This is a genomic window from Mycobacterium sp. AMU20-3851 (genome assembly GCF_043974665.1).
Taxonomy (GTDB): domain Bacteria; phylum Actinomycetota; class Actinomycetes; order Mycobacteriales; family Mycobacteriaceae; genus Mycobacterium.
In genome coordinates this window covers 5,965,542-5,978,252 of the sequence record NZ_CP146371.1, presented here as the reverse complement: position 1 = coordinate 5,978,252, position 12,711 = coordinate 5,965,542, and the positions used below count along the sequence as shown (strand labels likewise).

Annotated in this window: 16 protein-coding genes and 1 riboswitch; of the genes, 7 read left to right on the top strand and 9 right to left on the bottom strand. The window is 64.2% G+C overall.

Features of this window, described 5'->3' with window-relative positions; all coding sequences use genetic code 11:
• Positions 1-77 precede the first annotated feature (77 nt).
• Positions 78-326 carry a cold shock domain-containing protein gene (locus V4U86_RS28745; RefSeq protein WP_395309215.1) on the top strand — a complete coding sequence of 83 codons (249 nt, stop codon included), beginning with the start codon at positions 78-80 and terminating at the stop codon, positions 324-326.
• A 123-nt stretch (positions 327-449) separates the two neighbouring features.
• On the opposite strand, the gene V4U86_RS28740 is transcribed toward V4U86_RS28745, so the two are convergent.
• The 3 genes from V4U86_RS28740 to V4U86_RS28730 all read right to left on the bottom strand — a co-directional run bounded on the left by V4U86_RS28740 (position 450) and on the right by V4U86_RS28730 (position 2,363).
• On the bottom strand, positions 450-908 hold the full coding sequence (locus tag V4U86_RS28740; protein WP_395309214.1) for an NUDIX domain-containing protein: 459 nt from the start codon (positions 906-908) through the stop codon (positions 450-452).
• Between the two features lie 61 nt (positions 909-969).
• Positions 970-1,596 carry an HAD family hydrolase gene (locus V4U86_RS28735; protein WP_395309213.1) on the bottom strand — a complete coding sequence of 209 codons (627 nt, stop codon included), beginning with the start codon at positions 1,594-1,596 and terminating at the stop codon, positions 970-972.
• A 5-nt stretch (positions 1,597-1,601) separates the two neighbouring features.
• Positions 1,602-2,363: a class I SAM-dependent methyltransferase gene (locus tag V4U86_RS28730; RefSeq protein ID WP_395309212.1), complete on the bottom strand. Its 762-nt coding sequence runs from the start codon at positions 2,361-2,363 to the stop codon at positions 1,602-1,604.
• A gap of 174 nt (positions 2,364-2,537) precedes the next feature.
• Positions 2,538-2,617: riboswitch (ZMP/ZTP riboswitch) on the top strand.
• 22 nt (positions 2,618-2,639) lie between these two features.
• On the opposite strand from V4U86_RS28730, the gene V4U86_RS28725 reads away from it, so the two are divergent.
• The 3 genes from V4U86_RS28725 (at position 2,640) to V4U86_RS28715 (ending at position 3,823) form a co-directional block, all read left to right on the top strand.
• A complete protein-coding gene (locus V4U86_RS28725) occupies positions 2,640-2,960 on the top strand; it encodes a tetrahydrofolate dehydrogenase/cyclohydrolase catalytic domain-containing protein (RefSeq protein WP_395309211.1) in 321 nt (106 codons plus the stop codon).
• Complete coding sequence (locus tag V4U86_RS28720; protein WP_395309210.1) at positions 2,941-3,477, top strand: bifunctional 5,10-methylenetetrahydrofolate dehydrogenase/5,10-methenyltetrahydrofolate cyclohydrolase; 537 nt, start codon at positions 2,941-2,943, stop codon at positions 3,475-3,477. Before V4U86_RS28725 ends, V4U86_RS28720 begins: the two co-directional genes overlap by 20 nt.
• A gap of 103 nt (positions 3,478-3,580) precedes the next feature.
• Positions 3,581-3,823 carry a LysR substrate-binding domain-containing protein gene (locus V4U86_RS28715; RefSeq protein ID WP_395309209.1) on the top strand — a complete coding sequence of 81 codons (243 nt, stop codon included), beginning with the start codon at positions 3,581-3,583 and terminating at the stop codon, positions 3,821-3,823.
• A gap of 195 nt (positions 3,824-4,018) precedes the next feature.
• Here V4U86_RS28715 and V4U86_RS28710 read toward each other — a convergent pair whose 3' ends face one another.
• Both V4U86_RS28710 and V4U86_RS28705 read right to left on the bottom strand, forming a co-directional pair.
• Positions 4,019-4,858, bottom strand: a complete 840-nt coding sequence (locus V4U86_RS28710) for an SDR family NAD(P)-dependent oxidoreductase (protein ID WP_395309208.1) — start codon at positions 4,856-4,858, stop codon at positions 4,019-4,021.
• Positions 4,855-5,148: a nuclear transport factor 2 family protein gene (locus V4U86_RS28705; RefSeq protein WP_395309207.1), complete on the bottom strand. Its 294-nt coding sequence runs from the start codon at positions 5,146-5,148 to the stop codon at positions 4,855-4,857. The genes V4U86_RS28710 and V4U86_RS28705 overlap by 4 nt, the downstream gene beginning before the upstream one ends.
• Before the next feature lie 189 nt (positions 5,149-5,337).
• On the opposite strand from V4U86_RS28705, the gene V4U86_RS28700 reads away from it, so the two are divergent.
• Positions 5,338-6,165 (top strand): MerR family transcriptional regulator, encoded by an 828-nt coding sequence (locus V4U86_RS28700; protein WP_395309206.1) that lies wholly within the window; start codon positions 5,338-5,340, stop codon positions 6,163-6,165.
• Between the two features lie 252 nt (positions 6,166-6,417).
• Here the strand turns inward: V4U86_RS28700 and V4U86_RS28695 are convergent, their stop codons facing one another.
• A complete protein-coding gene (locus V4U86_RS28695) occupies positions 6,418-7,101 on the bottom strand; it encodes a GAP family protein (protein WP_395309205.1) in 684 nt (227 codons plus the stop codon).
• Between the two features lie 118 nt (positions 7,102-7,219).
• On the opposite strand from V4U86_RS28695, the gene V4U86_RS28690 reads away from it, so the two are divergent.
• The gene (locus tag V4U86_RS28690; protein WP_395309204.1) at positions 7,220-8,251 is read left to right on the top strand and encodes a maleylpyruvate isomerase family mycothiol-dependent enzyme; all 1,032 of its coding nucleotides are present in this window, start codon (positions 7,220-7,222) and stop codon (positions 8,249-8,251) included.
• Between the two features lie 33 nt (positions 8,252-8,284).
• Here V4U86_RS28690 and V4U86_RS28685 read toward each other — a convergent pair whose 3' ends face one another.
• The 3 genes from V4U86_RS28685 to V4U86_RS28675 are packed head-to-tail and all read right to left on the bottom strand — an operon-like array spanning position 8,285 to position 11,966.
• Entirely contained in the window at positions 8,285-9,982 is a 1,698-nt protein-coding gene (locus tag V4U86_RS28685) for a nitric oxide reductase activation protein NorD (RefSeq protein WP_395309203.1), read from the bottom strand.
• Positions 9,979-10,800 carry a CbbQ/NirQ/NorQ/GpvN family protein gene (locus V4U86_RS28680; protein WP_395309202.1) on the bottom strand — a complete coding sequence of 274 codons (822 nt, stop codon included), beginning with the start codon at positions 10,798-10,800 and terminating at the stop codon, positions 9,979-9,981. The genes V4U86_RS28685 and V4U86_RS28680 overlap by 4 nt, the downstream gene beginning before the upstream one ends.
• A complete protein-coding gene (locus V4U86_RS28675) occupies positions 10,797-11,966 on the bottom strand; it encodes a spirocyclase AveC family protein (protein ID WP_395309201.1) in 1,170 nt (389 codons plus the stop codon). The genes V4U86_RS28680 and V4U86_RS28675 overlap by 4 nt, the downstream gene beginning before the upstream one ends.
• Positions 11,967-12,085: 119 nt before the next feature.
• Here V4U86_RS28675 and V4U86_RS28670 point away from each other — a divergent pair, with 119 nt between their 5' ends.
• A complete protein-coding gene (locus V4U86_RS28670; protein ID WP_395309200.1) occupies positions 12,086-12,691 on the top strand; it encodes a TetR/AcrR family transcriptional regulator in 606 nt (201 codons plus the stop codon).
• Positions 12,692-12,711 lie beyond the last annotated feature (20 nt).

The window sequence follows — 12,711 nt, the reverse complement described above, 5'->3', positions numbered from 1 at the left end:
AGGCTGTCATCGACGCACCGGTAGCTACACCCTGGGCTAGCGGGACGATAACGCGCCCAATGACCTACAGTCGGGTCATGGCGACCACCGGCACTGTGCGCTTTTGGCACGCCGATCTTGGTTGGGGTGTTCTCGATGCGACTGAGACACCCGGCGGTTGTTTCGCTCACTACACCCAAATTCAGGCCGATGCTGATATGGCTGCTCGCGGATTCCGCACTCTCAGCGACGGCCAGCCAGTGGAGTTCACATGGGAGCAGTACCCGCAGGACGGATATGAGTTCCGTGTCATCGCAGTGTGGCCTGCCACTGCCGTTCAGGGTTAATTGCTGCGTATCGTCCCGATCGTTGCGTTACCCAGATATGTGTGTCGTTGTCGATGGCGGCAGCGGCATGTACTCGACGAGTCCACCAGGAGCTCACTCCCGTACGGGGCGCCAACGGTGTGATCACCGCCGCGACGTCGTGGTGAAGGTCGGGTGGACGAGACCAAGCCCGGCGTCCTGGTTATCGGCGAGGGGATGCTGCAACGGGAGCGACTCGAACCGGCAGTGGAAGATCATTTCCGAGTCAAAACCGTCACCGTGGACTCGGTGCGTCCACGCATCTGGAGTGTCAGGCGGGGCATCCACCACGAAATACCTGGTGGTGCGGAGACCGCCGCTAATGGGGTGGGGTGCGTTCTCGGTATGGAGCTGGCCACGGATGGTCAGGCCGACCAAACCGGTTTCCTCGCCGACTTCTCGCAGGACCGCATCTGGGAGGCATTCGTCCGGTCGGACGCCACCAGCGGGAATTTGGAGTCCGGCATCGGGGTGGGCTGACTGCTCGAAGACCAGAAGTTGCCACGAGCCTCGTTCCCGGAGGACGTAGGCGGCGACCCGTATCCGGCTCACACCAGCCAACATCCACCCCCACGGGCATTGCACGTCAGTACCTTCCAGCGCACAGCCGGGGTGGATCCGGAGTTCATCGGGTGCCGGGCAGTGCTGCGGCGAGTTCGATCAACGAATTCAGCTGTAGATCAGCATGTGTCGCTTCAGGTAGAGCCGAGTGGAGGTAACCCCATGGTCCGCGACGGATCAATGCGGTCCGCAGACCGGAATGGTGGGCGGGCAGTATGTCGTTGTCGACGCGATCGCCGACGTAGAGGATCTGGTGGGCAGCGACGTCGGCGGCGCTGATGACTCGTTCGAAGAACTCGGGGGAGGGCTTGACGACGTTCCAGTCGGCCGAGGACGCAATGAAGTCCGCCGAAACGCCAAGAGCTCTAAGCTGGGAGGCGGTGCCCCGCGGCTGGTTACCGGCAATGCCGACCTTCAATCCCGCATGTTTGACTCGGCGCAGGCAATCCAGCGCATCAGGATAGAAGTCTTCGGGACAGATGGGCGAAGAGGTTGTCGGGGGATCGAGGCCGAGGATGGTCCACGCGGCGCGGTGATCGTGTCCGCGTTCGATGAGCGCGCCGATCAGACCCATCAGCGTGAACGGGGTGACACCGGCACTGCGCGCATGTGCTGTCCACATACGTGTTTCGTCGACAAGTGTCTCGCCCACATCGAAGACGACCGCCCGCACTCCGTCGAGACTTTCCACTTTGCTCACAATGTGCCGACGTTTGGTCGTTGGCCCAGGGCCGCGGTCACGGGTGGCTTCCCGCGAGGATCGGGCACTGCTCGGATGGCGAGGAAGCCGGTGGGTTCTCGGCACAGGCGGTCGTACTTTTGCTGATCGATCACGGCCGCCGGTGGTGTGGGCCGTGGCTCCACAAGCCTTTCGATGAGGAAACCAGCACGGTGAAGGTCCTCGCATGTCTTCTCAAGTGGCTCCAGCCAGTACCTCAATCGCCATCCGCGGCTCCACGTCTCTTCGATCACTCGCGGAGTGAAATAGTTCCCGCCGTGTCGCAGCCAGTCGCCGGTGGGGTGCAGCCGCGACAAGACGAGTGCACCACCGGGGCGAAGGACGCGGTGAAACTCGCTCAGTGCCGCGATCTTGTTGTCGACGTACTCCAATGCCAAAGCGAACAAGACAATGTCGACGGAGTGATCAGCGAGCCAATCCAGCTGGTGGCTGAGATCGTGGGTGCGGAAGGTGGCTGAGGGCGCACGCTGTTGAGCCAACTCGATCATGCGGGGGCTTTGGTCAAACCCGGTGACTCGCGCGCCCCGTGCGATCAGTTCCGCGGCGTAGAGGCCCGGTCCGCACGCGGCATCGAGGACGCTGGCGCCGGCAACGTCACCGAGAAGGTCAAGGCACGCGGGACGGTCGTAGTGCGCGTTGAACAGGCCCTCCTGGGCATGCTCTAGAAACTCATCGGCGAAGACGTCGTACTGAGGGTGTTCTCCCACCGCATCGGTCATCACACCATTATCGACCGCATCAGGATTGACTGGAGCATCGATAGTGAGGGCCTCAACACCGGTCCGGATCGGGAGAAACGGTCATCGGGTCTACGAGCAGATCCAGCTGCTGCGCCTGCAGCAGATCTTGCTGCTCCGTGACCTGGACGTGGACCTCACGACATCGACGGTAGAGTAAGCGGCAGCGACTGGCGTAGGTGGGACACCACCGGGAAGCAACAGTTGTGGAAGCATCGACCGCCTGGGTGCTCCTCTCGACTCGTGAGGAGCATCGCTATGCCCGCAGTCATCATCGACGGCACCCGCGTCGCCAATGATCTTCTTGCCCAGACACGGCAGCCTGCAGTGCAGGTCGAGTCGGCGATCGGTCGCAGGCCCTGTTTGGCCACCGTCCTTGTCGGCGAGGACCCGGCCTCCCACACCTACGTTCGGATGAAGGCCAATCGCTGCCGAGCCACGGGCCTGGACTCACGCAGCCATCGCCTGCCCGCGACGACAACAACTAGCGAGGCTGTCGCGCTGGTGCACGGCCTTTCCCAGGACCCCGGTGTGGACGGCGTTCTCGTGCAGCATCCAAATGCCCGCCCACATCGATGAACGCGCGGTGTTCGAGGCAATAAGTCCGGACAAGGACGTCGACGGCGTGACCTGTGCCTCGTTTGCCTCGATGGCGCTGGGCAGCAATGGATTCGGATCATGCACCCCGGCGGCCATCATGCTGCTGTTGGATGCCTACGACATCGACATCGCTGGTCGGCACGCCGTCGTGGTGGGACGCAGCCCCATCCTGGGCAGACCAGTGGGCATGCTGCTGCTCGCCCGCGACGCGACCCTCACCTACTGCCATTCCCGCACCACCGACCTCGCGTCCAGGGTCGCCGACGCGGACATCGTCGTCGCCGCGGTCGGGAAACCCGAACTGATCAAAGGCGACTGGATCAAGCCCGGTGCGACTGTCATCGACGCCGGCTACAACCCCGGCGACGTGGGCGACGTCAACTACGCGGCGGCCTCGCAGCGCGCCGGGTTCATCACACCGGTCCCGGGAGGGGTCGGTCCGACGACGATCGCGGTGTTGCTTCATCAGACAGTCAGGGCCACCGAAACGCACTGACCGGCGCTGAACTGGGAGGGTCCGCCTTCAGCCACTGACACCGATTTCGAAGTTCGAAGCTCAGCGCTCCATTTCGGGTGTCAATCCTCGAATAGTTCAACGCGTGAACGACTTTCGAGTCGTCGAGGAGCTTGTTATGGCCGGGGTGGGAATTGCCTTGTTGCCTCGCTACGTCCTTACCGCTCGGGAACTAGTGCGCAAGCCTCTCGATGGCGTTCGCATCGCGCGCCGGATCGAAGCGGTCACCCGCGCCGGCGCCAAAGCGCGGCCGGCGGTCAACACAGTGATCGACATCCTGGCGGCATTGGCACGCGAAGCCGTCGAACAGAACACACGACCAGCATGACCGTGCTTATCTATCACTCGATCGGCTGAAGCCAGGGTTTTGTCACGGACTAAGCATGCGACACCTCTATCGATGCGCTGATCGCGGCTGAGTGATCATGTGTTGATCCAGTGGGGGCCCAGCCGAGAGCCACTGGCGTCTGCACCAGCGGTGGACCGCCACGTGGCGCGGGGTATGTCCCGCTCGGGCCGCCGGTCAGGTGGGGAAATCGGCGTTGCGAGAGAGTGTTTCGTTGGCCCGGATGTCGGCCAGATTCTTCTCCAGCGTATCGATCACGGCGTCGTATCTGCTGTTGCCCAGGACCAGCCGACGGGGCGGTGGGTCCTGAGCCATCGCTGCGATTACCGCAAGGGCACCGCGGCGCGGATCGCCGGGTTGCATACCGTCCATCCCGACGAAGATGGCACGGACCTCTTCGAGCATGTCGTGGTAGTCCGGAATTCGCTCCTCGACGGCTTCGTTGGCGAATCCGGCATAGGCGTTGGTGCGAAACGCTCCCGGTTCGACGGCCAACACCGAGATGCCATGAGCTGCAACCTCGTCGCGCAGCGCGTCGGTAATGGCTTCGATGGCGAACTTCGTCGCGCTGTAGTACCCGAAGCCGGGCGCTGCTACGAGCCCGGCCACCGAGGACACGTTGACGATCCAGCCGCTTCCGCGGGCGCGCATCCCCGGCAGCACCGCACGCGTCACGGACAGCACTGCGAAGAAGTTCAGCTCGAACATCGCCCGCAATGCGGATTCGTCCATCGCCTCGATCGATCCGTACCAGCCGCGGCCGGCGTTGTTGACCAGCACGTCGATACCGCCGAAGTGCTGCTCGGCGGCACGCACCGCACGCTGCACCTGCGCCGCATCGGTGAGTTCCAGTGGCACGACGAGAACGCGGTCGCCGTACTGCTCGGCCCACGCCGCCAGCTCCTGCGGGCGCCGGGACGTGAGTACCACGCGGTCGCCGGTCGCAAGTGCAGCCTCGGCGAACGCCATTCCGAAGTTGCCGGGGGTGCCTCCGGTGATGAACCAACGCCGCGTCATGGCTCGATCACCACCCGGTTGATCACAGCACCGTCGAGGGTGAAGCGGTAGTGCAGGTTGGCGACCCCGCCCGGGAAGTTGCCCTTCAGGTGCTGGCCGACGTCGACGCCTGCGTCGGTCGTCGTCGCGCCGGTGAACTCGGTGGTGTAGGTGTACTCGGCGGCCGCGGTGGCCACCCAGGCACCGATCTCGTCATGGCCCTGGTAGTCGTGGCCTTCGTCGGTCACCACGGCGTCGGTGCTGAGTGTGGCCAGCGCTCGATCCACCTCACGGGCATCGAGCGCAGTCATGAACGTTCTTACGGTCTCTGGGAGTGCATCCCAGCCTGTGGAGTTGGTCATGACCCCACGATGAAAGTTGCCGTAAGGGGAAGGTCAACCCCAACCGACGCGCGTCGTGATGTTGACCCTGCCCCAGGGGGAGGCTTGAGGATGGACGCGACCCATCACGTGGGCGGTGCGAACGCAGAGGAGGACGCCATGGGCGCACAGGTCTCGATCGGAGACTTCGCAGTGATGACCAGTCTGAGTAGGAAGGCGCTACGCCACTACCACGACATCGGCATTCTCGAACCCGCCCACATCGACCCCTACACCGGCTACCGCTTCTACGACACCGGCCAGGTCGATCACGCCCACATCATCCGCCGGTTCCGATCGCTCGGCATGTCCATTCCCGACATCAAGGCGCTACTGAGCACCGAAGACGCCGGGGCCCGCACCGACATCATCACCACTCACCTCGAACAGATGGAGGCTCAGCTGCAGCAGACCCGTGACACCGTGGGTGCCCTACGCGAACTGCTCTCCCCGGTACGCACTCCCACCGAGGTCACCTCGCGCCACGAACCGGCCCTCGCCGTGTGGTCCGTCAGCGACACCATCGACACGTCTGGGATCGACGACTGGTTCACGGCGTCGCTGCGGACACTGCACCGGGCCGTTGCCATGGCAGCAGGTGAGCCGACCGCGGTGGTGCCGGGCGGCCTCTACGACCGCGCGCTGTTTCTCGAACAGCGAGGCCATGCAACCATGTTCGTCGAGGCACCACCATCCGCAGATCCACCCGAGGGTATTCACGCCGAGGTCTTACCCAGGGCTGAATTCGCGGTGCTCACCCACCCGGGCGGTCACAACGGCATCGACCGCAGTTACGCCGCCCTGGGTATCTACGTCAACGAGCATCTGATCAGTAGTCCGGGGCCCATCCGCGAGCACTATCTCGGCGGCACTCCCACAGATCCGTTCGTATTCACCGCTACCGAGATCTGCTGGCCGATCTTCAGCACCACCGTGCCGACGCGATGAACGACACGCCCGAGCGCTCCGGCACATCCGGTAGTGACTTTTTCGAGGGCCACGGTGCTCTGTTGAGGGAAGTTCGAGTCACCAGCCGATGATGGTGCCGTCTCGTCCGAAGGCTTCGGTACCCAGGAGCCGTCTGTGTGTGCGCCCGCTTAGGACTCACCGATGGATACTCCCAGGCCGGCACGGCGCGGGGGTTCGAGATAGCCGTCGCGGTTGACGTGAGCGACCATCCACCCGTCTGCGCACGAGTCGTCACAGCCATGTTGTCCGGTGAAAGAGCGCGTGAGCGATGAGTGCCACGCCGGCGATGAGGAAGAGTGTGCGCACACCAATGGGCCCGTATCGGGTGAGAGTTCGCACCAGCCATCGCTGTGCTCGGTCCGCCCGTCTGCTGCGGCTGGTTGATAGGGCGAGGACCAGTGCGCAGGGCAGCAGGGCGATCGCGCAGTAGGCGAGGACGATGACGGGCCACGCTGTGGGTAGGGGTTGGTGTGCGGCGATCATCGCGAGGCCGGCCAAGTAGGGAATGGCGGTTGGCGCTTGACCTAAACCGACTGCGATTCCGACGAATCCGAGTAGCCATGGGCGTTGGCGCAGGGTGGCCATCGCCCAGCCGGGGGCCGGAGTCTGTGCGGTAAGTGGGAAGAACGCCAGCAGGATCAGGGTGAGGCCTACGGCTAGCTGGCCCCAGTATCTGACTCCCGGGGTGAGCTCGAAGTTGGTGAGACCGGTGAGGAAGTTGATGCCGAGTACCGCGCACAGACCGAAGATGGACGTCACGAGGAGTACACCGCCGATGAAGCTCAGTCCCGCGGGCAGGGCGGACTGACGATTGAGGCGGCTGCCGTAGACCACGGCCGAGACAACGCCGATATTGAGCACGCTCAGGGAGTCAAGGAACGCAAGACCTGTCAGCGCCAGCAGGAGGCCCGCCATCAAGGCTGTCCAGGCCTACCGCCACTTCGCGGGCATGGATGCGCCGGGGAGGGGTCGAAAGCGGCCATGGCTTCGACCATACGCAGACAAAACAAAATCTTAAATAAATGCTAAGAGCGTGTCGTGGCTCGTCCTCCGAGTGCCGGACCACCGTACTGCTGCTCCGGGGAGGGGGACCTCTGGTGTTCGCTCCGTGGTGGCCGTTGCCTGCCCGGGTTCTAGCCCCACTTTCTGTTCTCGGGGCGGTGTACGCGGCATTCGTGTACGCCATCGGCTACAGGTCGTTGCTTCCAGACTGGTAGTGCAGGACTGGCGGCGACTAGGCCTGGCCCGCGACTCGGTCACCAGACGACCCGGCCAAGGGGGATACCCTGCCCGAGTGGGGACACGTCGACCAGACCGCGAGCGTGTGTTCGTCGCCGTTGCGGACGGGCGACGAGCGATCGCCGCATTGATCGAAGGTTTGGACGCCGATCAGCTGGCCACGCCTAGCTTGTGCTCCGGCTGGGACGTCAAAACCGTCGCGGCGCATCTGGTCAGCGACTTCGAAGATGGCTTCTGGGGCTTCGTCGCGAGTGGGATCCGTCATCGCAGCATGGACCGAGGGATCGACGCATTGGCGAGTCATCGTGCTGACGCGCCTGCTACCGAAATCGCTGACGCTCTTCGCCAGGGGGCGGATCATCGCCTCAGTCCACCGGTCACCGGACCGTTGGCCGGACTCACCGATGTGTTGGTGCATGCGGCTGACATACGAATTCCGTTGGGTATTCCGCACACGGCGGACCCGGAGCACGTGGCTTGGGTGCTTGATTTCCTCACCAGCCGAAGGCAACTGGATTTCTTCCCACGCGCGCGCCTGCGCGGGATTTCTCTGATCGATGAGGTGACCGGCCGAACATGGGGGGAAGGTGCACCTCTGGTGGGTCCGGGGGAATCGCTGATGCTGGCGGCATGTGGTCGCGCCGTAGCGTTCGAGCAACTGTCCGGGCGGCCGTGTCGGTGCTTCGAGGACGGCTCCAGTGATTTGGGTTCCCTGTACCGATCAGTGACCCGTCAGGACGATCACACAATCGCAGTGTGCGGAGTACGAGGAAGAAGGCCGACGGGGATACCCCGGCGCCCGGGGGTTGGGACCCCGGCCGTGTAACAGCCGGTGCCAGCTTGCTGCAGTGAAACTCCATCAACGATGCGATGCTCGTTGCCGGGGTGCCGCGAGTTCACGCAGCGACGACAAGAACAGTTCGTCCATGCGGGGGCTCAGTTCGGCCAGGGTGGCAGCGCTGGCATGGCTCGCCGATCCGAACACCCGCTCGAGTGCGTCCGCTTCGGTGGCGGCGCCGATCGACAGGCACAGACACCCGACGCCGTCTGCACGCAACTCGTCGAGCGCCTTGCGGGAATCCGCTTCGGCGTACCGGGCTTCGTAGCCGTCGTCGTAGGGAAAGCCGTCGGACAGCACGAGCAACAACCGGTGCGGGGTGCCGGCCTGCATCTTGAGGATCTCACCTGCGCCGCGGATGCCGGCTCCCAGCCGGGTATAGCCTGACGGCTGCAACTGGTCGAGGCGCGCCGCAGCGCCTGCGCCGAATCGCTGCCCGAAGGTCTTGATCACCGGTAGGTGCACCGCGCGTCTACCGTGCGAGCGGAATCCGTATACCGCGACGCGGTCGCCCAGTTCGTCAAGTGTCATGGCCAGCGTCGCTGCGGCACGGCGTTGGTGTTCGTGGACGGCCAACCCGTGGCTGTCGGCGTCGGTGGCCGATCCGGAGGCGTCGACGAGGATGAGCACACCGAGGTTACGGTCGAGCTTGCGGCGTGCGGTGTACACATGCTCTGGGGGTGAGTGCCCGGAGCGCAGGTCGACGAACAGGTTGATCAGCGCGTCGCTGTCCACATCGTCGCCGTCGGCTCGGGCGCGCAACACTTTCGGCCCCAGCCCGACTCGGGCCAACCTGCGCCGCAGCACCGCGTCATGCGGGGCACGGGAGATGCCCGTCCCCGCCGTGGCCGTGACCGGAAAGTCGATGACGCGGCACCAGTCCTGCCGGTACCGTTGTCCGAACACATCCCACTCGGGATAGAGGGCACCACCGACTCCCACTGCGGCACCGGGGGTTTCGGCGCTGGTGAACCGGATCGGGGTCGGTGTGGGGCGGGCGTTCAATGTGGCTCGCGTGGTTCGCTGGATCGAACCGACCTGCAACTCGCCGCCGGCCCCGTCGCTTTCAGCGGAGCGAGACCTGCCGAACAATGTGCGCAGGAAGTTCGCGGGTGATTGTGAGCCGATCGGAACCTCGAACAGCTTCAGGATCCAGCTCTTCTCGGCCGGTCCTTCATCGTCGTCCTCGCCGTCCATCTCGGACAGGTCGGTGTCCGCGACGTTAATGCGGAGATCGGCATCTGTCGCTCTCGATCCGGTTTCTCGCTGGGCGCGAACCAGTTTCGATGGTTTGATCGTTCCGTACCAGGCCGGCGGGGGCGGGAGCTGCGTTCTGCCCGCAGCGAGCGTCAGCGATTCCTCGGAGCTTTCGGTCCGTGCTGAGTGAGCGGGTGTGACGGCCGCCGCCAACGCAATGCGTGGCGCGAGCTCGGCCAGGACACGGTTACCTTCCAGTGCCAAGTAGCGGCGCGCGAGCGCAGGTCGCGCCCGCAACCGCGTGAGGTAACGACCGTCGAGGCTGCCGGCGCCGAGAAGCGCGCTCTGGATCAGCACTTCGCGACGCTGCCCCGCCGGATCGGCATCTGCCGAGATGTAGACGACCTGCCCGTCGGTGTAGGCGGACTCACCCTCGGGAGCCACCGCGACGTCGACAGGTCGCCCGGCGAGGAACTGCGCCAGGAACCGGAAACGCTGCGGGGCAGCGGGTTCGGTGCTCACTGCCGGGGCAGGACGGCATCGACGAGTTCGCCGAGTCCTCGGACCACGTCGGGATCGTCGGAGAGCACCTCCACGACGGCCGACTGCACCGCGGCGCGCAGGCTGAGTCCCTCGGCGACGAGACCGCCGGCGAGAATGAGCATGCGGGTCGAGGCGACCTCAGTGAGCGCCGAGCCGTCCAGATTCCGGATGGCATTTCCGAGCACGACCAACGCCCCTGCAGTGGCTTCGTCGATGCCTGCCTCGCGGGCCACCACCTCGGACTCGATATCGGCAGTCGGAAAATCCAGGCTGATCGCCACGAAGCGTTGACGGGTGGAATCCTTCAGGCTCTTCAGGATGCTCTGGTAACCGGGGTTGTAGGAGATCACGAGTTGAAACCCAGGCGCTGCCGACAAGGTCGTACCCAGCCGGTCGATAGGCAGTTCGCGCCGGTGATCGGCGAGCGGATGGATGACGACCGTGGTGTCCTGGCGCGCCTCCACGATCTCGTCGAGGTAGCAGATCGCGCCCTCGCGCACGGCCCTGGTCAACGGGCCGTCCACCCACACCGTCTCCCCACCCTTGAGTAGGAAACGCCCGACCAGATCGGCCGAGGTCATGTCCTCGTGACCGGCCACGGTGATGAGCTCACGACCGAGTTCGTGCGCCATCGCCTCGATGAAACGCGTCTTCCCGCATCCGGTAGGTCCCTTCAACAGGACCGGCGATCCCCGGCGGGCCGCTGCCCGGAAGACCTCGACCTCCCCTCCGACGGCACGGTAGAACGGTGGCGCTGAACCCGGTTCGGGGACCGGGCGAAACTCGCTGACCGTCATCCTTGCTGCCCCTGCTGGATCGGGACCACCGTCGGAATCGTCACCCCTTCGGGCAGGACGAGTTCACCGTCGTGGTTGATGTATCCCGAGTGCTTGGTCGGCAGCGGCAGATCCGGATTCGGGCACGGCCGGTCGGTTCCCTCACCACAGATCCCCGGGTTGAAGTACGAGCGCTTCTGCACGTCCTCCGGCCACGGATCGCCGTGCATACCGAGCCAGGTCGCGGGCACGTTGTAGAAGAGGAAGAAGCATGCGCTGACGCCACCGAAGATGGCCAGGAAGCGGATGAACTGCTGTTTGACGAATCCGCCACGGATGCTGTCGATTCCGCGTTCCACCACGGTGCGGCCCCGGTCATCGGTGAAGAAGCGCAGGCAGCACAGTGCGGCCTGCACGCCGCCCCACATGAAGCCCTCGTAGATCGGCCACTGGTAGTAGGTGCCGGCGTTGAACGACAGCGACTGGATGGCGCCGGGGTAGGAGTAGAAGCCGATCGGCAGCATGATCAGCGCTTCCATCACGAAGTCGAAGACGATGGCGATCGCGTAGGTGACCAGGATCAGACGCAGATTGCTGATCCCGGGCCACCGGTTCTTGATCTTGCGCATGATCCAGCATCCGACGATGGTCAGCAGCAGCACGCCGTACATGTAGCCGGGGATGTTGGTCAGTATCGGCTCGGGCACCGTGTGCCCGGGTTCCTCATGGGCGACCCAGCCGGGAATGTGCGGGGCCCACGAGCCCAGGTTGAACAGCCATGCGTTGTACGTGCACCACGTGCTGTAGTAGTTGAGCATCGGGTCCTGGAACATCATCAGGCCCATCGACACCAAGAGCATGCCGTCCAGCGTGATGCGCCTCTCCCGCACCCAGGGCCGAATCAGGAAGAACCACAGGGCGAATGGGAGGCCGATCCACAGCACGATGGCATTGATCATCAGCGGGATCTGCATGTACATCGGCGGCTCGCTGGGACCGCCGGAAACCGGCTCGATGTAGGGGCCGGTGACCCACATGACGAATACGTAGATCGTGTAGGCCAGGAAGATGGCGCCGACGGTCGCCCAGACTTTGAAGGCGACCGAGGACGACGGTTGCTGCCTCCCCAGCTCGGCAGTCATACCGATCGACTCGGTGACGGCGGGCTTCTTGGACAGATCACTCATCGGTAACCCCTTGGCGATCGCAGTATTTGACAGCTCGTTGGTTCGGCATCGGGAGCGAATATACTCCTCAGTATCTGAGAGTCCAATAGGACATCTAGATTCTATGGCAGAATGTTGCCATGGTGGAGCGGTGGACGCGAGAACGCAGGCTGGAGCACACGCGCTCGGTCCTGCTGGACGCCGCCGAGGAGGTGTTCGCTGAAAAAGGCTTCACATCAGCGACTCTCGACGATATCGCCGGGGCAGCCGGGTATACGAAAGGCGCGATCTACAAGCACTTCGCGGCCAAGGAGGATCTCTTCTTCGCGGTCAGTAACCGCTACTGGCGTCGGTACTTCGACAACTTCGCTGAAGTGATGTCGGCGTCGACCGTCGTCGGCGAGCGTGAACTCGACGAAATCGCCCAACGCTGGCGCCAGCTCAGTCGCGACCGCGGCGCCGAACATGCAGCCCTGGGGATAGAGTTCTCGCTCTACTTGCTGCGGAATCCGGATGCGCGAGAACGGATCGCAGCCAAGAGATCCGAAGTCGTGGAAGAACTCGCGAACTTCATCGTCGACGGGATCGAACGTCTGGGCGCGACACTGCTCATCCCGCCGTTGACGTTCGCCCAGACGCTGGTCGCCACCAGCGATTCCGTCGTGTTGGGCAGCGAGCTCGACAACGTCGACCTGTACCGTCCGATCATCGAGATGTACACGTCGGTCATCAAGCTGCCGGGCTGACCAGGATCGCCCGCGACTCG